Source organism: Streptomyces hyaluromycini (assembly GCF_002217755.1).
Classification (GTDB): domain Bacteria; phylum Actinomycetota; class Actinomycetes; order Streptomycetales; family Streptomycetaceae; genus Streptomyces; species Streptomyces hyaluromycini.
Genome location: NZ_BCFL01000016.1, coordinates 1,183,207 through 1,201,647, shown reverse-complemented (window position 1 = coordinate 1,201,647; position 18,441 = coordinate 1,183,207). Strand labels below are relative to the sequence as shown.

Sequence of the window (18,441 nt, the reverse complement as noted above, 5' to 3'; positions counted from 1 at the left end):
GCACAAAGGGACTGTAGGCGAGGGGAGCATGCGGTGATCGGGAGGGGAGTAAGAGAAGCGGGCCCGGGGCGACCCCGGACCCGCTCCTTCCCTTTGTGCCCCCGTGCCCCCGTGCCCGTGGGCCCCTCGGCCCTCTCGGACGTCAGCTCGCGCCGGCCAGCCAGGCGGTGGCGTTGAGGGCGAGGGCGGCGTTGGTGGCGCCGGTGTCGTTCCAGCCGTCGTACAGCGTGTTGCCGGACTGGCCGGTGCCGTCGTCGATCGGGGAGCTGTCGCCCCAGAACGCGACCCGCCCGCTGCCGAACGTCGACGTCAGGAAGAAGGCTCCGGTGTTCCCGGAGTAACCGCTGCGGTACACCAGGCCCTTGACGGCGGAGTTGTCGGAGGGCTTGAGCGTCGCCGTCGTCCCGTTGGCGATCAGGCTCTTGGTGACGGTTCCGAAGCCGCCGTGCAGCACCGCGTTGCTGCTGTCGCTGATGGCGGCCGGGTAGCCGGAGCTGATGTTCAGCGAGTCGATGGAGAAGCCGAACGGGTCGGTCGAGTCCACGCTGTTGTTGGTCATCAGGTCGTTGAGGATCTCGACCGCGTCGTACCCGTCGCTGTTGCGGTCGGCCCCGGTGTGGTCGGAGATCATGAACAGCCCGCCGCCGGCCTTCACGAAGTTCATGATCGCGGTCTTCTCGGCGGTCGTGAACAGCGTGTTCGGCTCCGGCAGCACGAGCGCGTTGAACTTCGACAGGTCGGTGGTCGACGAACCCCCGTAGGTGAGGGCACTGGTCGCGGTCTTCAGGCTGTAGTTGCCGGTCTTCTGCAGGGCGATGCCCCACGACGACAGCGCGCCCGTCCAGTCCTTGTCGGAGGACGGGGAGGAGTTCTGGGAGAGCGGGTCGGGCTTGCTGGTGGAGATGATCCAGTCCGCGTTGCCGGCCTCCTCGGCGTGGCCGTCGTCGAACAGGACCTTGTAGGTGGTGGCCGCGTGGGCGGGGGTCGCGGCGCTGGTGGCCTGGACGGCGGCACCGGCGGTGAGCAGGCCGAGCACGGCCAGGGCCGTGGTGAGTTTGCGGCGCGGGATGGCGAAGCCGGGCATCTGTCATTCCTCCATCGGTGGGGGGTGCGAGAGGGATGGCGGTGCGGGTGGTGCGTCACGAGTCGTTCTGCGCGCGTAGAGAGAAACGCGGTTCTGCGGGGTAGGACTTGTTCTGCGCGCGTAGAGTCCGAAGTTGATCGTTCACCTGAGGACAGCTGGACGGTACCGGCGGGACGCGGTGCGCCGACAGGATCCCCGCGGCTTCACATGATTTTCTTACCTGGACATGACAAGTCGGCGGCTTCCGGCGGTGGCTCGAAACCGCTCGTCTAAGCTGTCGCCGGACATCGCACCGCACGGGGGAGCGCGAACATGGCAGACGCACGCCGGCAACTGCGCTCGGGCACGGTCGTCCTCGGCGGTATGGGCCTGCTGGCCGCCGCCCTGACCGCCTGCTCCTCCGACCCCGACAAGCGCTGCGTCGACCGCGACAGCTACACCGCCGCCAAGGGCTACCAGGTCGTCTCCGACAAGAACTGCACCTCCGTCAAGTCCGCCGTCAATGCGGGCTACTACTACGGCGGCAAGAAGAAGGGCGGCTGGGTCGGCGGCGGCTCCTTCACCAAGCCGCGCAGCGGTTCGGGCGGCTCCGCCGGTGGTGGCCACAGCGTCAAGCGGGGCGGCTTCGGCGGCGGCCACGGCAGCTCCGGCGGCTGACCGCGCCGTGGAACGCCGTACGACCGAACCCCGCCCCGACTGGCAGCGGACCGTCGAGGAGCAGGGGCTGATCTACCCCCTCACCCGCCACCCCGACGGCACCCACCGGCCCGCAGCCGACTACGCACCGGTCCGCCCGCTACGCGCTCAGCACCTCCCACAACTGCTCCACCCCCCACTCCAGATCCTCCTCCTCCACCACCAGCGGCGGAGCCACCCGCACCGTCACCCCGTGCGTGTCCTTCACCAGCACCCCCCGCTCCATCAGCCGCTCCGAGACCGCCCGCCCCGACCCCACCTCCGGATCCACGTCCACCCCCGCCCACAGCCCCCGCCCCCGCACCGCCGTCACCTGCCCGCTCCCGGTCATCTCCGCCAGCCGCCGGTGCAGCAGCTCCCCCAGCTCGGCCGCCCGCTCCTGGAACTCCCCGGTCCGCAGCATCGCGATCACCTCCAGTGCCACCGCGCAGGCCAGTGGATTCCCCCCGAAGGTCGAGCCGTGCTCCCCGGGCCGGAACACCCCGAGCACCTCCGCGCTCGCCACCACCGCCGACACCGGCAGCACCCCGCCCCCGAGCGCCTTCCCGAGCACGTACACATCCGGTACGACCCCCTCGTGCTCGCACGCGAACGTCCGTCCGGTCCGGCCCAGCCCCGACTGGATCTCGTCGGCGACGAACAGCACGTTCCGCTCCCGGGTCAGCTCCCGAACCCCCGCCAGATAGCCCGCCGGCGGCACGATGACCCCCGACTCGCCCTGGATCGGCTCCAGCAGCACCGCGACGGTGTTCTCGGTCACCGCGCCGCGCATCGCGGTCAGGTCGCCGTACGGCACGATCTCGAACCCCGGGGTGTACGGCCCGAAGTCCGCCCGCGCCTCCGGATCCGTGGAGAAGCTGATCACGGTCGTCGTACGCCCGTGGAAGTTCCCGCCCGCCACCACGACCTTCGCCATCTCCGCCGGTACGCCCTTGACCCGGTACCCCCACTTCCGGGCGGTCTTCACCGCCGTCTCCACGGCCTCCACCCCCGTGTTCATCGGCAGCACCATCTCCATCCCGCACAGCTCGGCCAGCTGGGTGCAGAACGCGGCGAACCGGTCGTGGTGGAAGGCCCGGGACGTCAGTGTCACCCGCTCCAGCTGCGCCTTCGCCGCGGCGACCAGACGCGGGTGGCCGTGCCCGAAGTTCAGCGCCGAGTAGCCGGCCAGGAAGTCCAGGTACCGGCGGCCCCCGACGTCCGTCATCCAGGCGCCGTCGGCCGTCGCGATCACCACCGGCAGCGGGTGGTAGTTGTGCGCGCTGTGCGCGTCGGCGGCGGCGATGAGGGCTTCCGCAGTGGTCACGGCGACTCCAGGGGACGCGGTGGGAATGCCCCCTTTCCTACCCTCTGCTCCTGCCCGACTGGTGGACGCCACGGCCCTCGGGCCCGGCGTGCCCGGTAATGTGATCCACGGGCCGTGACTGGCGCGCTGGGATGGGACCGACCATCGGGGAGCGGCCCGCGTCGTGACCGAGTGCCGTGCGCCTGGGCCGAACCGTGAATGCCGAACGCCATGTCCGGAGGTCCCGAATGTCTGACACGTCTGCGCCCCTGTCCACCGAGTCCAAGGCCTACCGCGCCGCCCTCGACGTGATCCGCGCGGTCGAGCCGCGCGTCGCGGACGCCATCGGCCAGGAGGTCGCCGACCAGCGCGAGATGCTCAAGCTGATCGCCTCCGAGAACTACGCCTCCCCGGCGACCCTGCTCGCGATGGGCAACTGGTTCAGCGACAAGTACGCCGAGGGCACCGTCGGCCGCCGCTTCTACGCCGGCTGCCGCAACGTCGACACCGTCGAGGCGCTCGCCGCCGAGCACGCCCGCGAGCTGTTCGGCGCGCAGCACGCCTACGTCCAGCCGCACTCCGGCATCGACGCCAACCTGGTCGCCTTCTGGGCCGTCCTCGCCGACCGCGTCGAGGTCCCCTTCCTGGCGAAGGCCGGCGCCCGCCAGGTCAACGACCTCTCCGAGGCCGACTGGGCCGAGCTGCGCCAGGCCTTCGGCAACCAGCGGATGCTCGGCATGTCCCTGGACGCGGGCGGCCACCTCACCCACGGCTTCCGCCCCAACATCTCCGGCAAGATGTTCGACCAGCGCTCCTACGGCACCGACCCGGCCACCGGCCTGATCGACTACGACGCGCTGCGCGCCCAGGCCCGTGACTTCAAGCCGCTGATCCTCGTCGCGGGCTACTCGGCGTACCCCCGGCTGGTGAACTTCCGGATCATGCGGGAGATCGCCGACGAGGTCGGCGCGACCCTCATGGTCGACATGGCGCACTTCGCGGGCCTGGTCGCCGGCAAGGTCCTGACCGGCGACTTCGATCCGGTCCCGCACGCCCAGATCGTGACCACGACCACCCACAAGTCGCTGCGCGGCCCGCGCGGCGGCATGGTCCTGTGCGACGACTCCCTCAAGGACCAGGTCGACCGCGGCTGCCCGATGGTCCTCGGCGGCCCCCTCCCGCACGTCATGGCCGCCAAGGCCGTCGCCCTCTCCGAGGCCCGGCAGCCCGCCTTCCAGGACTACGCCCAGCGCATCGTCGACAACTCGCGCGCGCTGGCCGAGGGCCTGATGCGCCGGGGCGCCACCCTGGTCACCGGCGGCACCGACAACCACCTCAACCTGATCGACGTCGAGACGTCGTACGGCCTCACCGGCCGCCAGGCCGAGACCGCCCTCCTCGACTCCGGCATCGTCACCAACCGCAACGCGATCCCCGCCGACCCGAACGGTGCCTGGTACACCTCCGGCATCCGCATCGGCACCCCGGCGCTCACCACCCGTGGCCTCGGTACGGCCGAGATGGACGAGGTCGCAGGCCTGATCGACCGCGTCCTGACGGCGACCGAGCCGGGCACCACGAAGTCGGGCGCCGCGTCGAAGGCCTCCCACGTCCTGGACGAGAAGGTCTCGACGGAGATCGCCCAGCGCGCGACGGACCTGGTCGCCGGCTTCCCGCTGTACCCGGAGATCGACCTCGGCTGATCGACACCGGTCAGGGGCAGCGCCCCTGAAAGGGGCGCGGGGAACTGCGCGACAAGCCCCCACCGGGCCCGCAGTCCCCCGCGCTCCGAAACCACCCCACCCCTCACGGGCCGACCACCCCCTCCCCCTCTGAGAGAATGGTGAACATGGCCTCTGACCGACCCCGCGTGCTCTCCGGCATCCAGCCCACCGCCGGCTCGTTCCACCTGGGCAACTACCTCGGCGCCGTCCGCCAGTGGGTAGCCCTCCAGGAGTCCCACGACGCCTTCTACATGGTCGTGGACCTGCACGCGATCACGGTCCCGCAGGACCCCGCGGACCTGCGCGCCAACACCCGGCTCGCCACCGCCCAGCTGCTCGCGGCCGGCCTGGACCCGGACCGCTGCACCCTCTTCGTGCAGAGCCATGTCCCCGAGCACGCCCAGCTCGCCTGGGTCATGAACTGCCTCACCGGCTTCGGCGAGGCCAGCCGGATGACCCAGTTCAAGGACAAGGCGGCCAAGCAGGGCGCGGACCGCGCGAGCGTCGGCCTGTTCACGTACCCCATCCTCCAGGTCGCCGACATCCTGCTCTACCAGGCCAACGAGGTCCCCGTCGGCGAGGACCAGCGCCAGCACGTCGAGCTCACCCGCGACCTCGCCGAGCGCTTCAACGGCCGCTTCGGCGCGACCTTCACCATCCCGAAGCCGTACATCCTCAAGGAGACGGCGAAGATCTACGACCTCCAGGACCCGTCGATCAAGATGAGCAAGTCGGCGTCCACGCCGAAGGGCCTCATCAACCTCCTCGACGACCCGAAGGCGACCGCGAAGAAGGTCAAGAGCGCGGTCACCGACACGGAGACGGTGATCCGCTACGACGCCGAGAACAAGCCGGGCGTCTCCAACCTCCTCACCATCCACTCCACCCTCACCGGCAAGTCGATCGCCGAGCTGGAGCAGGAGTACGAGGGCAAGATGTACGGCGCGCTCAAGACGGACCTCGCCGAGATCATGGTCGACTTCGTCACCCCGTTCCGGGAGCGCACCCAGCAGTACCTGGACGACTCGGAGACCCTCGACTCGATCCTGGCCAAGGGCGCGGAGAAGGCCCGTGCCGTCGCGGCCGAGACCCTGGCCCAGGCCTACGACAGGGTCGGTTTCCTGCCCGCCAAGCACTGAGCGAAGCGAAGCGCTGCACATCACTTCGGCCACGGCTGCCCGCGAGGCGGCCGTGGCCGTACAGTCGATAGCCGGACGCCCGGGTACGAACCCGACATGCGTCCGCCCACCACGACCGACGGGAGATGACGTGGGGACCGTAACGATCGGCGTGTCGATCGCGGTCCCGGAGCCTCATGGCAGCCTGCTCCAGGAGCGGCGCGCGGGCTTCGGCGACGCCGCGGCCCACGGCATCCCCACGCACGTCACGCTGTTGCCTCCGGCGGAGATCGCCGAAGGGTCGCTGGCCGCTGTGGAAGCCCACCTGAGCGAGGTCGCCGCGGTCGGCCGGCCGTTCCCGATGCGGCTGTGCGGTACGGGTACGTTCCGGCCGCTGTCGCCGGTGGTCTATGTCAGGGTCGTCCGGGGGGCCGAGGACTGTGCCTGGCTCCAGGCACGGGTGCGGGACGAGGCGGGGCCGCTCGCCAGGGAACTGCAGTTCCCGTACCACCCGCATGTGACTGTCGCTCATGGGATCGACGAGGCCGCGATGGACCGGGCGTTCGCCGAGCTTGCGGACTACGAGGCCGAGTGGCCCTGTACCGGGTTCGCGTTGTACGAGCAGGGTGCGGACGGTGTGTGGCGGAAGCTGCGTGACTACGTCTTCGGGGGCTCTGTTGTTCCGCCTCAGGTGGGGCATGTGGAGCGGGGGAGCATCGCCAGTCGGTAGCTGCGGGTCGTGTGTGGTTGCTCGCGCAGTTCCTCCCCCAGCCTTCGGCCGGGGGTACCCCCAGCGCCCCTGACGGGGCGCCACAGCTGGCCGGAACTAGATCGGCAGCCTTCTGAAGACCGACCGCGGCGCGTGCCTCAGCGCCGACATGACCACCCTCAACGCCCCCGGCACCCACACCACCTCCGAGCGCCTGCGCAGCCCCACCTCGATCGCCGTCGCGACCGCCTCCGGGGTGGTGGCGAGCGGGGCTTCCTCCAGGCCTCTGGTCATCTTCGACCGCACGAACCCCGGCCGTACGACCATGACGTGCACGCCCGTGCCGTGCAGGGCGTCGCCCAGCCCCTGGGTGAACGCGTCCAGGCCCGCCTTGCTGGAGCCGTAGATGAAGTTGGAGCGGCGGGCGCGTTCACCGGCGACCGAGGAGAGGACGACCAGGGAGCCGTGGCCCTGCGCCTGCAAGGCCCTCGCGCTGACCAGGCCCGCCGAGACGGCGCCGGTGTAGTTGGTCTGGGCGACGCGCACGGCGTTCACCGGTTCGCGTTCGTCGGTCGCCTGGTCGCCGAGGATGCCGAAGGCGAGCAGGACCAGGTCGACGTCGCCGTTGGCGAAGACCTTGCCGAGGGCCGTCTCGTGGGACTCGGGGTCGAGCGCGTCGAAGGGGACGGTGTGGACGTCGGGTCCGAGGGCGCGCAGCTGCTCGGCGGCCTGTTCGAGGGCGGGGGAGGGGCGGCCGGCCAGCCAGACCGTGCGGGTGCGGCGGGCGATCAGCCGGCGCGCGGTGGCCAGCGCGATCTCCGACGTACCGCCGAGGACGAGCAGGGACTGGGGCATTCCGAAGGCGTCCTTCACTGCGACTCCTGAGGTCTGGAGGAGGTCTGGAGGAGGTCTAGAGACCGAGACGGCGGGACAGGTCGGAGACGAAGACTCCGCGTGGGTCCAGCTCCGCGCGCAGGGCGCGGAAGTCGGGGAGCCGTGGGTACATCGCGGTGAGCAGGTCGGGGCGGAGCCGGGCGTCCTTGGCGAGGTAGACGCGGCCGCCGGCGCCCGCGACCTCCTCGTCCAGTTCGTCGAGGAAGGCGGAGAGGCCGGGCAGCGCGGCGGGGATGTCGAGGGCGAGGGTCCAGCCGGGCACCGGGAAGGAGAGCCAGCCGGGGTCGGCGTCGCCGAAGCGTTTGAGGACGGCGAGGAAGGACGGGCAGCGGCGTTCGGAGATCCGGGCCACGATCCGGCGCAGGGCGGCCTCCTGGCCGTGTCCGACGGCGAACTGGTACTGGACGAAGCCGGCCCGGCCGTAGACGCGGTTCCAGTGCGGGACGCCGTCCAGGGGGTGGAAGAAGGATGAGATGCGCTGGAGTTGGCCGACGCGGGCGCGGGGCGCCTTGCGGTACCAGAGCTCGTTGAAGAGGCCTACGGTGGTGCGGCCCAGGAGACCGTCGGGGACGTGGGCGGGGGCGGGTGGGAGGGTGCGGGGGCGGAAGGCGAGGGGGGCGCGCCCGGCGCGGGTGCCCTTGCCGAGCGCTTCCCGGGGCGCGTGGTCGCCGCGGGTGAGCACCGCGCGCCCGGTCGCCGCCCCGCGCGCCAGCAGGTCGATCCAGGCGACCGAGTAGCGGTAGCGGTGGTCGGTGGCGGTCAGACGGGCCATTAGGTCGTCGAGGTCGGTGGCGCGTTCGGTGTCGACGGACATGTACGACGTCTCGACGGGGAGGAGGCGGACGGTCGCCGTGAGGATCACTCCGGTCAGACCCATGCCGCCGGCCGTCGCGTCGAACAGCGGGGTGCCGCGGCTCACCGTGCGGACCTGGCCGTCGGCGGTGAGGAGTTCGAAGGACAGCACGTGACGGGAGAACGATCCCGAGACATGGTGGTTCTTGCCGTGGATGTCGGCGCCGATCGCGCCGCCCACCGTCACCTGCCGGGTCCCCGGGGTCACCGGGACGAACCAGCCGAGCGGCAGCAGCACCTCCATCAGGCGGTGCAACGAGACCCCGGCGTCGCACAGCACGGTGCCGCCGTCCGCGTCGATGGCGTGGATGCGGTCGAGGCCCGTCATGTCGAGCACGGCACCGCCGGCGTTCTGCGCCGCGTCGCCGTAGGCCCGCCCGAGGCCCCGCGCGATACCGCCGCGCGCCCCGCAGGTCCGGATCGCGTTCGCCGCCTCCTGATAGGTCCGGGGGCGGATCAGGCGGGCGGCGGTGGGGGCGGTGCGGCCCCAGCCGGTGACGGCGACGGTGGTCTCGGGCGCGGCGGGACCTGCGGGCCCTTCAGGCTTTCCAGGCATAGGGACGACCGTATCGCTGCCGTATGGGTGTTATGCGAGCTATAGGTTATTGGTTACGGAAGATCACCTGACTCCCCGAAACGGGTGATTATCGGAATGTCGCTCAATATGGTCGTAGCTTTGGCGGGGTGAAGGTGAACAGTGAGTCCAATGGACGACATGGACCACCGGATCCTCTCCGCACTGCACGCCTGCGGCGCCGATCCACGCGTCGCGTCGGCCGCGCGCGGTCTCTCCCTCGCCGGTGAGCACGGCGCGCTCTGGCTCGCGGCGGGCCTCGCCGGTGCCGCCGTGGACGGCGCGCGGCGCGGCGCCTGGTTGCGCGGCACGGCGCTCGTCGCGGGCGCGCACCTGGGCAGCATGGGCGTCAAACGGGTCGTGCGCCGGGCGCGCCCCGCGCATGTCCGGCCCCGGATGCGCACCGCGGGCGGGCACTCCTTCCCCAGCTCGCACGCCACCTCCGCCGCGGCCGCCGCCGTCGCCTTCGGGGCGCTCGGCGTGCCCGCCCTCGGGCCCCTCGCTGCCGCCATGTGCCTGTCCCGGCTGGTCGTCGGCGTGCACTTCCCGACGGACGTGGCGGCGGGCGCGGCCCTGGGGGCGCTCACGGCCCGCGCCGGGGCGCGCTGGATGAGCGGAGGCGTGGCGTGACCGAGACCGCACAGGCCGCAGCCGAGGGCGTTGCCGAGACGGCGCAAGGGAAGGGGCTGGCCGAGGGCGTTGCTGAAACGACTCTGCACGAGCAGCGCGCCCGCACCGCACGGCCGCCCGCGCCGCCCCGGGCCCCCGTCACCCTCCCCGGCGTCCTGCGCGGCCTGCTGAAGACCACCCGCCCCAAGCAGTGGGTCAAGAACACCCTCGTCATCGCCGCCCCGGCCGCCGCCGGCCGGCTCTTCTCGATGCCCTCGCTCCTCCGCCTCGGCCTGACCTTCGCCCTCTTCACGGCCTGCGCCGCCGCCGTCTACCTGATCAACGACGCCCGGGACGCCGAGGCCGACCGCGCCCACCCCGTCAAGTGCCGCCGCCCGGTCGCCGCCGGTCAGGTCCCGGTCCCCGTCGCCTACGCCGTGGGCGGCGTCCTCGCGGTCCTGGGCCCGCTGCTCGCGGCCCGGCTGACCCCGCCGCTCGTCCCCGTCCTGCTGACCGCCTACCTGGGCATGCAACTGGCGTACTGCGTAGCCCTGAAGCACGTCCTCGTCGTCGACCTCGTCGTCGTCACCACCGGCTTCCTGATGCGGGCGATGATCGGCGGGGTCGCCCTGGGCATCCCGCTGTCCCGCTGGTTCCTGATCACCACCGGCTTCGGCGCGCTCTTCATGGTGGCGGCCAAGCGCTACTCCGAGGCCGTGCAGATGGCCGGGAAGGCGGGCGCCACGCGCGCGCTGCTCACCGAGTACACCACCGGCTACCTCCGCTTCGTCTGGCAGCTGGCCGCCGGAGTCGCCGTCCTCGCCTACTGCCTGTGGGCCCTGGAGGGCCACCGCGGGCCCGCCGCCGGCCTGCTGCCCTGGCGCCAGCTGTCCATGGTCGCCTTCATCCTGGCGATCCTGCGGTACGCCGTCTTCGCCGACCGGGGCACCGCCGGCGAACCCGAGGACGTCGTCCTGGGCGACCGCGCCCTCGCCCTGATCGGCCTGGCCTGGCTGGCGATGTACGGCCTCGCCGTGGCGCACTGGTGAGCACGGACCGGCGCGAGCTGATCGGCTTCGCCGCCGTCGGTCTGCTCGCCTACACCGCCGACCTCGGCCTCTTCAGCTGGCTGCGCGGTCCGGCCGCCCTCGACCCGCTCACCGCCAAGTCCCTGTCCTTCGTGGCGGGCTGCACGGTCGCCTACCTCGGCAACGCCTGCGGCACCTACCGTCACGCGCGTGCAACCGGGGTGCGCCCCTACGCCGTCTTCGTCGCCGTGAACCTCGCCGGCGCCCTGGTCCAGCTGATCTGCCTCGCGGTCAGCCACTACGGACTCGGGCTCACCTCGCAGCGCGCCGACACCGTCTCCGGCACGGTCGTCGGGATGGCGCTGGCCACGATCCTGCGCTTCTGGGGTACCCGTACATTGGTGTTCCGCGGAGGGGGCAGAGTCGGATCATGGACTGGCTGAGAAGACTCCCCGTCGTCGGCCCGCTCGTGGGCTGGCTCATGACCACGCACGTGTGGCGGTCGTACGAGCGGCTCGACCGGGTGAAGTGGTCCCGGCTGGCGGCCGCCATGACCTTCATCAGCTTCATCTCGATCTTCCCGCTGCTGACCGTGGGCGCCGCGATCGGGGCTGCCACGCTCAGCGAGTCGCGGCAGCAGGACCTCCAGAAGAAGATCGCCGACCAGGTGCCCGGCATCTCCGACCAGCTGGACATCCACTCCCTGGTCCAGAACGCCGGCACGGTCGGCCTGATCGCCGGCGCCGTCCTGCTGTTCACCGGCATCAACTGGGTCGGCCAGATGCGGGACTGCCTGCGCGCGGTGTGGCAGCTGCCCGACAAGGACCAGAACCCGATCCTCGCCAAGGCCAAGGACGGCGTGATCCTGATCGGCTTCGGCGGCGCCGTGCTCGTCACGATCGCCGTGTCCACGATCGCCTCGGCGGCGGTCGGCTGGGCCGCCGGGCAGCTCGGCATAGCCCAACACAGCTGGGGCAGCCTCCTGCTCCGTGTCGCCGCGTTCGTCGTCGCCGTGACGGCCGACTTCCTGCTCCTGCTCTACGTCCTCACCCTGCTGCCCGGCGTAGAACCGCCGCGCCGCCGCCTGCTGGTCGCGGCCCTGATCGGCGCCGTCGGTTTCGAACTCCTCAAGCTCCTGCTCAGCGGCTACATCCAGGGCGTCGCCGGGAAGAGCATGTACGGCGCGTTCGGCGTCCCGGTGGCCCTGCTGCTGTGGATCAACTTCACGGCCAGGATCGTCCTGTACTGCGCCGCCTGGACGGCGGAGGAGAGCAGCACCGAGTTCAGGGACGAGTCCGTCGGCGCACCAGATCCGGCAGCGGCCAACGGCGGTTGACCAGGAACGCCGCGCCCAGCAGCAGCACCAGCGCCCCGCCCGTGATCGCCAGCGCGACCCCGATCCCGCCGGAGCCGTTGGCGGAGGAGGCGGCCACCGGCTTCGAGCTCGCGCCGTCGTCCTTCCCGACGGCGGTGGCCCGCGGCGTGGCACTGGAGCCCACGGCCCCCTTGGGCGGCACCAGCTCACCCACCGGAGTCACCTTGCCGGCCGCCTGGAAACCCCAGTCGAACAGCCTGGCGGTCTCCTTGTAGACCTCGTTGTGCTCCTTCTTCTCCGGGTTCATCACGGTGACCAGCAGCACCCTGCCGTCGCGCTCGGCGACCCCGGTGAAGGTGGCGCCCGCGTTGGTGGTGTTGCCGTTCTTCACGCCCGCGATGCCCTGGTACACCGGGATGTCGGTGTCACCGCTCAGCAGCCGGTTGGTGTTCTGGATCTCGAAGGACCCACGGACCGACTTGCCCTTCGCGTTCTTCGTCGTGTCGCCCGGGAAACTGGCCCGCACGGTCGAGCAGTACTCCCGGAAGTCCTTCTTCTGCAGTCCGGAACGCGCGAACAGCGACAGGTCGTACGCCGACGACACCTGCCCCGGCTGGTCGTACCCGTCCGGAGTCACCACATGGGTGTCCAGCGCCTGGAGCTCGTCGGCGTGGTCTTGCATGTCCCGGACGGTCTGCTCGACCCCGCCGTTCATCGCGGACAGCACATGCACGGCGTCGTTGCCGGAGCGCAGGAACACGCCGAGCCAGAGGTCGTGGACCGTGTAGGTCTGGCCCTCCTTTATCCCGACCATGCTGGAACCGGCGCCGATGCCCGCGAGGTCGGCCGACACCACCTGGTGCGGGGTCGACTTCGGGAACCGGGGCAGCACGGTGTCCGCGAAGAGCATCTTCAGGGTGCTCGCCGGGGGCAGCCGCCAGTGCGCGTTGTGCGCGGCGAGCACCTCGCCCGACTCGGCGTCGGAGACGATCCAGGAGCGCCCCGTGATGTCCTTCGGCAGCACCGGCACCCCGGCGGCCAGGTTCACCTGGGTACCGGGGTGCCCCAGCCGGGTACCGCCCACCGTCGACATGTCCGCCGGGGGAGTGGCCGACGGAGTCGTCGAGGGGGTCGGCGCGGCGAGCGCGGCCGGCGCGGTGAGCGACAGGGACATCAGGGCGGCGGAGGTGACCAGCAGAACACGGCTGGCCTTCGGCTTCGGAGCGGGCACGGACGAGAACGTACCTGCCCCGGAGGGCGAAGTCCCGTCACCGACCCCACCCCGGAACCGGAACCGGACAGGGGACAGAGATACTGAACGCATGAAGCTCAGCCGTCCGGTCTCCTGGTTCCTGCTCGTGTTCGGGGTGTGGAGCTGGTTCATCTGGATCACTTTCGTCAAGAACCTCGTCAAGGACGGCAGCGGACTGGCCTTCGACAACGGCCATCCCACGGCGTACTTCTGGATCCACCTGACGCTCGCCGTCGTGTCCTTCGTATTGGGGACGGTCATCGGGGTCATCGGGTTGCGCGGAGTCCGCGCACTGCGCCGCACGTCATAGCAACGGCAGAGGAAGAGGAGACGGCAGGGTGATCATCGTCTTCGGGTTTCTCGCCCTGGCCGTGGTGACGGCTCTGTACTGGTACCTGTGGCGCCGCCTGGTGCGCGACACGACCACGGGGTGGGGCCTGCCGCGCCAACTGGGCACCACATTGTTCGTCGTCGGCCCGGTCCTGATGTTCGCGGCCCTGTTCGCAGAGGTGGGCCACGCCCCGTTCGTGCTCCAGCGCGCCCTCGCCTGGCCCGGCTTCCTGTGGATGGTCCTGTCCCTGTACCTGCTGCTGGCGGTGGTCGCGGGGGAGGCGGTACGACCGCTGCTGACCCGCATCCTGCAACGCCGTGCAGCGGGGCGCCCCGAACCGGAGCACGCCGAATCAGAGCGCCCCGAACGTGAGCGCCCCGAAAGGGGCGCGGGGCTGTATTCGATTTGCGGCCACCGCCGCGTGGGCGCGACCAGCCCAGACGGCGAGCAACTGTCCCCACAAACCGAACCACACCTGAAACAACTCACCCGCACCCAAAATCCCACCTCCACCCCCACCCCGGCTCCCTCCCGCTGCCTCTTCGTCTCCCGCGTCGTCGGCGGCGCAGCCGCAACCGCCGCCACAGCCACCGTCGGCTACGGCACCTACGGCGTCCTCCGCGGCCCGCGCGTGAAACGCGTCACCGTTCCCCTGGCCAAACTCCCCCGCGCCGCCCACGGTTACCGCGTCGCCGTCGTGAGCGACATCCACCTGGGCCCCATCCTCGGCCGCGGCTTCGCGCAGCGGGTCGTCGACACGATCAACGCCACCCAGCCCGACCTGATCGCGGTGGTCGGCGACCTCGTCGACGGCAGCGTGAAGGACCTCGGCCCCGCGGCCGCCCCCCTGGCAAGCTGTCGGCACGCCACGGCAGCTACTTCGTCACCGGGAACCAAGCTTAAGAATACTGCGCAGCCCCACCCCCAACTATGGGGCGGGGCTGGAGAGTTGCCTGGTTGGTGCGGCGTTTGGCCATCGGTGCGGAGAGGGGACTGCTGAGGAACTGCTAGCCCCCAGCGGTCGTACGCGTTCCCTCGCCGCCCGTGTGCCCTGTGTACGTATCACGCCGGGTGGAAGGCCGTCCCCGCCTTCCACCCGGCACCGGAACGCCTCCGCTCGAAGCGTGCCGGGGACAAGGGGCTCAGGACGAGGGGGCCTCGATGCCGGCGGCGAGGGCGCTGAGCACCTGCCTGAGCCGTGCGACGGCTTCGGTGTCGTCGGCGGGGTGGGTCTCGGCGAAGCGGGTCACCGAGCCGGGTATCGCGAGTTTGGCGTCCTCCAGGACGGTGGCGCCGGCGATACCGGCGGACTTGCGGGCGTCGTCCTGGGCCCACACGCCGCCGTACTGACCGAAGGCGGTGCCGACGACGGCGGTCGGCGAACCAGTCAGGGCGCCGGCGCCGAACGGGCGGGACAGCCAGTCGATGGCGTTCTTCAGCACGGCGGGCATGGTGCCGTTGTACTCGGGGGTGACGAGCAGGAAGGCGTCGGCGCGCGCGGCGGTCTCGCGCAGGCGAGTAGCAGCGGCGGGGCGGTGCTCGTCGGTGTCGATGTCCTCGTTGTAGAAGGGCACCTCGGCCAGGCCCTCGTAAAGGGTGACCTCGACGCCCTCCGGGGCGTGCTTGGCGGCGGCCTCGGCGAGCTGGCGGTTGTGCGAGCCGGAGCGCAGGCTTCCGACGAGGGCGAGGATGTGGACGGACATGGGTTCTCCAGACGTGGGAATGCCGAGGGGGACAAACAGGTATCGCGCGAAGGGTGCGGATCTCGGTGCGCGGCGGCGGGCGTCGCTACTCGCGCATGGTCACGCCGCCGTCCACCGACAGGATCTGGCCGGTGATCCAGCTGGCCTCCGCGGACAGCAGGAAGACGATCATGGAGGCCAGGTCCTCGGGCTCGCCGAGCCGGGGGAGCGCGGTCTTCTCCAGCAGGGCCTCGCGGACCTCGGGGGGCGTGCCGGTGCGGACGTTCTCGGTGAGGACGACCCCGGGGGCTACGGCGTTGACCCGGATGTTCTTCCGGCCCCACTCATGCGCGGTGTGACGGGTGAGCGCGTGCAGGGCGATCTTGGACGAGGCGTACGCGGTGAGCCATGCCTCGCGCTGCCATGCCGCCAGGGAGGAGACGTTGACGATCGAGCCGCCGCCCGCGGCGACCAGCGCGGGCAGGCTCTCGCGGATCACGAGTCCGGTGCCGGTGACGTTGATCCGCATCATGTCGGCCCACACCTCGGGGTCCATGGTGTCCACGCCCTGGTCGCGGGCCATGAGGTCCGCGCTGACGGCGGCGGCGACGTTGGCGACGCCGTCGAGCCGGCCGAAGTGGTCGGTGGTCCGGGCGACCAGGGAGGCGATGGAAGCCTCGTCCCGGAGATCGAACGGGACGGTGAGCAGCCGGTCGGCGGCGTCCGCCGCCTGGGCGCGGGTCCGCGCGAGCTTGTCGGGATTGGTGCCGGCCGCGGTCACCCGGGCGCCTTCGGCCAGCAGCCGCCGCACGGTGACCGCGCCGATGCCGGATCCGCCGCCGGTGACGATGAAGACCTTGTCCTTGAGCCCTTCCATGGCTGGGCACATCCTTTTCGCTAGTGGGGGTGCGGCGCTGGTGCGGCAGGCGTGAACAGTGCCGGAGCGACGGGGCGGGAATACGCTGGAAGTGCCCGGCGGTTGCCGCCCTGTGCGCAGAGCGACCGCTTTGACCAGTGCTTTGGCACCTGGCGCGGAGCCCACTGTGCAGGAATGCGGCGAACGTTACAAAAGGCATGTCTATGTTCCCGAGGAACATCGGAAGGGCGTCTCCATGAGTGACGACGAGAGCCGGGTGGCTTCCGCCGGGACGCGGGCGAACGTACTGCGCCTCTCGGGCCCGTGCGCGCGCTGGGACGAGCGGGACGCGGACTTCATCCGCGAGACCCTCGACCTGGTGGGCGACAAGTGGAGCATGCTGGTCATCGGCGCTCTGGCCGCCGGCGACGCCCGCTACTCGGACCTCGACACCGAGATCCCCGCCGTTTCCCGGCGCATGCTCACCCTCACCCTCAAGCGCCTCCAGCGCAGCGGGCTGGTCGACCGTACCGCCCATGCGGAGGTGCCGCCCCGCGTCGAGTACTCCCTCACCGGCCTCGGCGCTTCCCTGCTCTCGGCCGTTGAATACCTGGCCGCCTGGAGCTCGGAACATCACACCGAGATCCGACGCCACCAGGACACGTACGACAGGAGCGCCACAGAAGGCAGGCGACCGGCGTGAGGCGGAGTGGATCCCGACCCATGCGTTGCCGGTGCAGCTCAAGCGCCAGGCCATTCGCCGCGGTGTCTTCAAGTCGGGGACGCCCGAGTTTCAGACAAGCCCTGTGAGGGATCCCGGCTCACGCGAGCCGGGCCCCTTCGAACGGGCGTGGACTACCGGTTGATGCGGCTCATGTCGGCGTACCGGTCGCCGACCGGCGCCGCTACCTCGGACAGCTGCTCCAGCTGCTCGGCCGAGAGCACCAGTTCGTCCGCCACCACGTTCTGCTCCAGGTTGGCGACCCGGCGCGTACCGGGTATGGGCGCGATGTCGTCGCCCTGCGCGAGCAGCCACGCGAGCGCAACCTGGGCGGGCGTCGCGCCGAGCTGCCTGGCGACGTCGTCCACCTGCTCCACGATCCGGATGTTCGCCTCCAGGTTGTCCTCCTCGAAGCGCGGGTTGGACCGGCGCCAGTCTTCGGCGTCGAGCTGGTCGAGCGAGCGGATCGTGCCGGTGAGAAAACCACGGCCGAGCGGCGAGTAGGGCACGAAGCCGATGCCGAGCTCGCGCACGGTGGGGAGCACTTCGGCCTCGGGGTCGCGCGTCCACAGCGAGTACTCGGTCTGCAGGGCGGCCACGGGGTGCACGGCGTGCGCACGCCGGATGGTGGCGGGCGCCGCCTCCGACAGCCCGTAGTGGCGGATCTTGCCTTCCGCGATCAGCTCGGAGAGCGTCCCGACCGTGTCCTCGATCGGCGTCTCCGGGTCTATCCGGTGCTGGTAGTAGAGGTCGATGTAGTCGGTGTTCAGACGTCGCAGCGAGCCCTCGACCGCCCGCCGCACATTCTCGGGGGTGCCGTTCAGCCCGAGGACCGGCAGCCCGTTCTCCTCGGGCACGAGGTGGTTGATCTGACCGAACTTGGTGGCGATGACCACCTCGTCCCGGTGGCCGGCGAACGCCTTGGCGAGCAGTTCCTCGTTCGTGTACGGACCGTAGATCTCGGCCGTGTCGAAATAGGTGACGCCCAGCTCCATGGCGCGATGGATCGTGGCGATCGACCCGGACTCGTCGGTGCCGGCGCCGGTGTAGCCCCCGGACATACCCATGCAGCCGAGGCCCAGACGCGAGACTTCGAGCGCCTCGGATCCCAGGGTGATCTTCTTCATGCGGACAGCCTTTCCTGATAAATGCCGATCTTGTGATTGATGGCGGCGAGGCTCGCCGTCACCTCTTCGAGCTGGCGCTCGACGTTCATCCGGTGGACGAGCAGCAGGTCGAGCCGTTCCGCGGTGCTGTCGTCGCCCTGGCGGGCGAGTTCGACGTATTCGCGGATCTTGGCGATGGGCATCGAGGTCATGCGCAGCTTGGTGAGAAAGGTGACCCAGTTGAGGTCGGCCTCGGTGTACCGGCGATGCGTCGACGACGCCCGGTCGACGGGCGCGAACATGAGCCCTTCGCGCTCGTAGTAGCGCAGCGTGTGCGTCGAGAGTCCAGTGCGTTCGGCGACGTCGGAAATCGACATCGTGCCCGCGTGCTCGCCCCCTGCTGATTCGGTCATATCAGCCACCGTAGGACTTAAACCACGCTCTAAGTCAATCGGTCTGTATTAGGAACATCAAAGTCACTGTGGCGCCATCGAGGGAGCCGTGCCGCGTCCACCGAATCCGCCATCGACCTCTTGTTTTGGCGGCGACGCCCGGCTTCCGCGATGGCGGATTGTGAGGGTGGGTCGCCAATGAGGAGCAGGGGA

At 70.7% G+C, this 18,441-nt stretch carries 18 protein-coding genes, 2 pseudogenes and 1 riboswitch; of the genes and pseudogenes, 11 read left to right on the top strand and 9 right to left on the bottom strand.

Going from position 1 to position 18,441, the window contains the following annotated elements; translation table 11 throughout:
• Window positions 1–145: 145 nt before the first annotated feature.
• A pseudogene (locus tag SSP29_RS05525) lies at window positions 146–1,084 on the bottom strand (hydrolase); the annotation flags it as partial.
• A 312-nt stretch (window positions 1,085–1,396) separates the two neighbouring features.
• On the opposite strand from SSP29_RS05525, the gene SSP29_RS05520 reads away from it, so the two are divergent.
• A complete protein-coding gene (locus SSP29_RS05520; protein ID WP_089099300.1) occupies window positions 1,397–1,741 on the top strand; it encodes a hypothetical protein in 345 nt (114 codons plus the stop codon).
• Between the two features lie 139 nt (window positions 1,742–1,880).
• On the opposite strand, the gene rocD is transcribed toward SSP29_RS05520, so the two are convergent.
• Window positions 1,881–3,086 (bottom strand): ornithine--oxo-acid transaminase, encoded by a 1,206-nt coding sequence (rocD, locus tag SSP29_RS05515; protein ID WP_089099299.1) that lies wholly within the window; start codon window positions 3,084–3,086, stop codon window positions 1,881–1,883.
• A gap of 104 nt (window positions 3,087–3,190) precedes the next feature.
• Window positions 3,191–3,281, top strand: a riboswitch (ZMP/ZTP riboswitch).
• A gap of 32 nt (window positions 3,282–3,313) precedes the next feature.
• Here rocD and SSP29_RS05510 point away from each other — a divergent pair.
• From SSP29_RS05510 to SSP29_RS05500, 3 genes are all read left to right on the top strand, one after another.
• Window positions 3,314–4,768 (top strand): glycine hydroxymethyltransferase, encoded by a 1,455-nt coding sequence (locus SSP29_RS05510; protein ID WP_089099298.1) that lies wholly within the window; start codon window positions 3,314–3,316, stop codon window positions 4,766–4,768.
• Between the two features lie 146 nt (window positions 4,769–4,914).
• Complete coding sequence (gene trpS / locus SSP29_RS05505; protein ID WP_089099821.1) at window positions 4,915–5,928, top strand: tryptophan--tRNA ligase; 1,014 nt, start codon at window positions 4,915–4,917, stop codon at window positions 5,926–5,928.
• A 130-nt stretch (window positions 5,929–6,058) separates the two neighbouring features.
• Window positions 6,059–6,637 (top strand): 2'-5' RNA ligase family protein, encoded by a 579-nt coding sequence (locus SSP29_RS05500; RefSeq protein ID WP_089099297.1) that lies wholly within the window; start codon window positions 6,059–6,061, stop codon window positions 6,635–6,637.
• Between the two features lie 96 nt (window positions 6,638–6,733).
• Here SSP29_RS05500 and dprE2 read toward each other — a convergent pair whose 3' ends face one another.
• Together dprE2 and dprE1 are read right to left on the bottom strand one after the other, a co-directional pair.
• On the bottom strand, window positions 6,734–7,489 hold the full coding sequence (gene dprE2, locus SSP29_RS05495) for a decaprenylphospho-beta-D-erythro-pentofuranosid-2-ulose 2-reductase (RefSeq protein WP_089099296.1): 756 nt from the start codon (window positions 7,487–7,489) through the stop codon (window positions 6,734–6,736).
• Window positions 7,490–7,526: 37 nt separating this feature from the next.
• Entirely contained in the window at window positions 7,527–8,918 is a 1,392-nt protein-coding gene (dprE1, locus tag SSP29_RS05490) for a decaprenylphosphoryl-beta-D-ribose oxidase (protein ID WP_089099295.1), read from the bottom strand.
• Window positions 8,919–9,068: 150 nt separating this feature from the next.
• On the opposite strand from dprE1, the gene SSP29_RS05485 reads away from it, so the two are divergent.
• Genes SSP29_RS05485 through SSP29_RS05470 form a run of 4 tightly spaced genes read left to right on the top strand, consistent with a single transcriptional unit; the run spans window position 9,069 to window position 11,909 of the window.
• Window positions 9,069–9,566 carry a phosphatase PAP2 family protein gene (locus tag SSP29_RS05485; RefSeq protein ID WP_150133600.1) on the top strand — a complete coding sequence of 166 codons (498 nt, stop codon included), beginning with the start codon at window positions 9,069–9,071 and terminating at the stop codon, window positions 9,564–9,566.
• Window positions 9,567–9,622: 56 nt separating this feature from the next.
• The gene (locus SSP29_RS05480; RefSeq protein ID WP_438363780.1) at window positions 9,623–10,594 is read left to right on the top strand and encodes a decaprenyl-phosphate phosphoribosyltransferase; all 972 of its coding nucleotides are present in this window, start codon (window positions 9,623–9,625) and stop codon (window positions 10,592–10,594) included.
• Window positions 10,591–11,016, top strand: a complete 426-nt coding sequence (locus SSP29_RS05475; RefSeq protein ID WP_089099293.1) for a GtrA family protein — start codon at window positions 10,591–10,593, stop codon at window positions 11,014–11,016. The genes SSP29_RS05480 and SSP29_RS05475 overlap by 4 nt, the downstream gene beginning before the upstream one ends.
• On the top strand, window positions 11,004–11,909 hold the full coding sequence (locus tag SSP29_RS05470) for a YihY/virulence factor BrkB family protein (RefSeq protein WP_089099292.1): 906 nt from the start codon (window positions 11,004–11,006) through the stop codon (window positions 11,907–11,909). Before SSP29_RS05475 ends, SSP29_RS05470 begins: the two co-directional genes overlap by 13 nt.
• Here the strand turns inward: SSP29_RS05470 and SSP29_RS05465 are convergent.
• The gene (locus tag SSP29_RS05465) at window positions 11,857–13,119 is read right to left on the bottom strand and encodes a D-alanyl-D-alanine carboxypeptidase family protein (RefSeq protein ID WP_368669232.1); all 1,263 of its coding nucleotides are present in this window, start codon (window positions 13,117–13,119) and stop codon (window positions 11,857–11,859) included. The genes SSP29_RS05470 and SSP29_RS05465 overlap by 53 nt on opposite strands.
• 91 nt (window positions 13,120–13,210) lie before the next feature.
• Here SSP29_RS05465 and SSP29_RS59560 point away from each other — a divergent pair, with 91 nt between their 5' ends.
• Entirely contained in the window at window positions 13,211–13,450 is a 240-nt protein-coding gene (locus SSP29_RS59560) for an SCO4848 family membrane protein (RefSeq protein ID WP_089099820.1), read from the top strand.
• A gap of 28 nt (window positions 13,451–13,478) precedes the next feature.
• Window positions 13,479–14,365 (top strand): annotated as a pseudogene (locus tag SSP29_RS05455) (metallophosphoesterase); the annotation flags it as partial.
• Window positions 14,366–14,613: 248 nt separating this feature from the next.
• Here the strand turns inward: SSP29_RS05455 and SSP29_RS05450 are convergent.
• Both SSP29_RS05450 and SSP29_RS05445 read right to left on the bottom strand, forming a co-directional pair.
• Entirely contained in the window at window positions 14,614–15,174 is a 561-nt protein-coding gene (locus SSP29_RS05450; RefSeq protein ID WP_089099291.1) for an NAD(P)H-dependent oxidoreductase, read from the bottom strand.
• Between the two features lie 85 nt (window positions 15,175–15,259).
• Window positions 15,260–16,030, bottom strand: a complete 771-nt coding sequence (locus tag SSP29_RS05445; protein WP_167449853.1) for an SDR family NAD(P)-dependent oxidoreductase — start codon at window positions 16,028–16,030, stop codon at window positions 15,260–15,262.
• 235 nt (window positions 16,031–16,265) lie between these two features.
• On the opposite strand from SSP29_RS05445, the gene SSP29_RS05440 reads away from it, so the two are divergent.
• On the top strand, window positions 16,266–16,712 hold the full coding sequence (locus tag SSP29_RS05440; RefSeq protein WP_089099289.1) for a winged helix-turn-helix transcriptional regulator: 447 nt from the start codon (window positions 16,266–16,268) through the stop codon (window positions 16,710–16,712).
• Between the two features lie 152 nt (window positions 16,713–16,864).
• Here the strand turns inward: SSP29_RS05440 and SSP29_RS05435 are convergent, their stop codons facing one another.
• Window positions 16,865–17,857: an aldo/keto reductase gene (locus SSP29_RS05435; RefSeq protein WP_089099288.1), complete on the bottom strand. Its 993-nt coding sequence runs from the start codon at window positions 17,855–17,857 to the stop codon at window positions 16,865–16,867.
• On the bottom strand, window positions 17,854–18,249 hold the full coding sequence (locus tag SSP29_RS05430; RefSeq protein WP_150133596.1) for a MerR family transcriptional regulator: 396 nt from the start codon (window positions 18,247–18,249) through the stop codon (window positions 17,854–17,856). Before SSP29_RS05430 ends, SSP29_RS05435 begins: the two co-directional genes overlap by 4 nt.
• Window positions 18,250–18,441 lie beyond the last annotated feature (192 nt).

Coding starts and splice junctions, on each gene's coding strand:
- SSP29_RS05485 (WP_150133600.1), top strand. CDS start 9,069: ATGGACGACATGGACCACCGGATCCTCTCCGCACTGCACGCCTGCGGC.
- dprE1 (WP_089099295.1), bottom strand. CDS start 8,918: ATGCCTGGAAAGCCTGAAGGGCCCGCAGGTCCCGCCGCGCCCGAGACC.
- trpS (WP_089099821.1), top strand. CDS start 4,915: ATGGCCTCTGACCGACCCCGCGTGCTCTCCGGCATCCAGCCCACCGCC.
- SSP29_RS05450 (WP_089099291.1), bottom strand. CDS start 15,174: ATGTCCGTCCACATCCTCGCCCTCGTCGGAAGCCTGCGCTCCGGCTCG.
- SSP29_RS05510 (WP_089099298.1), top strand. CDS start 3,314: ATGTCTGACACGTCTGCGCCCCTGTCCACCGAGTCCAAGGCCTACCGC.
- SSP29_RS05435 (WP_089099288.1), bottom strand. CDS start 17,857: ATGAAGAAGATCACCCTGGGATCCGAGGCGCTCGAAGTCTCGCGTCTG.
- SSP29_RS05440 (WP_089099289.1), top strand. CDS start 16,266: ATGAGTGACGACGAGAGCCGGGTGGCTTCCGCCGGGACGCGGGCGAAC.
- SSP29_RS05470 (WP_089099292.1), top strand. CDS start 11,004: ATGGACTGGCTGAGAAGACTCCCCGTCGTCGGCCCGCTCGTGGGCTGG.
- SSP29_RS05520 (WP_089099300.1), top strand. CDS start 1,397: ATGGCAGACGCACGCCGGCAACTGCGCTCGGGCACGGTCGTCCTCGGC.
- SSP29_RS05445 (WP_167449853.1), bottom strand. CDS start 16,030: ATGGAAGGGCTCAAGGACAAGGTCTTCATCGTCACCGGCGGCGGATCC.
- SSP29_RS59560 (WP_089099820.1), top strand. CDS start 13,211: ATGAAGCTCAGCCGTCCGGTCTCCTGGTTCCTGCTCGTGTTCGGGGTG.
- SSP29_RS05430 (WP_150133596.1), bottom strand. CDS start 18,249: ATGACCGAATCAGCAGGGGGCGAGCACGCGGGCACGATGTCGATTTCC.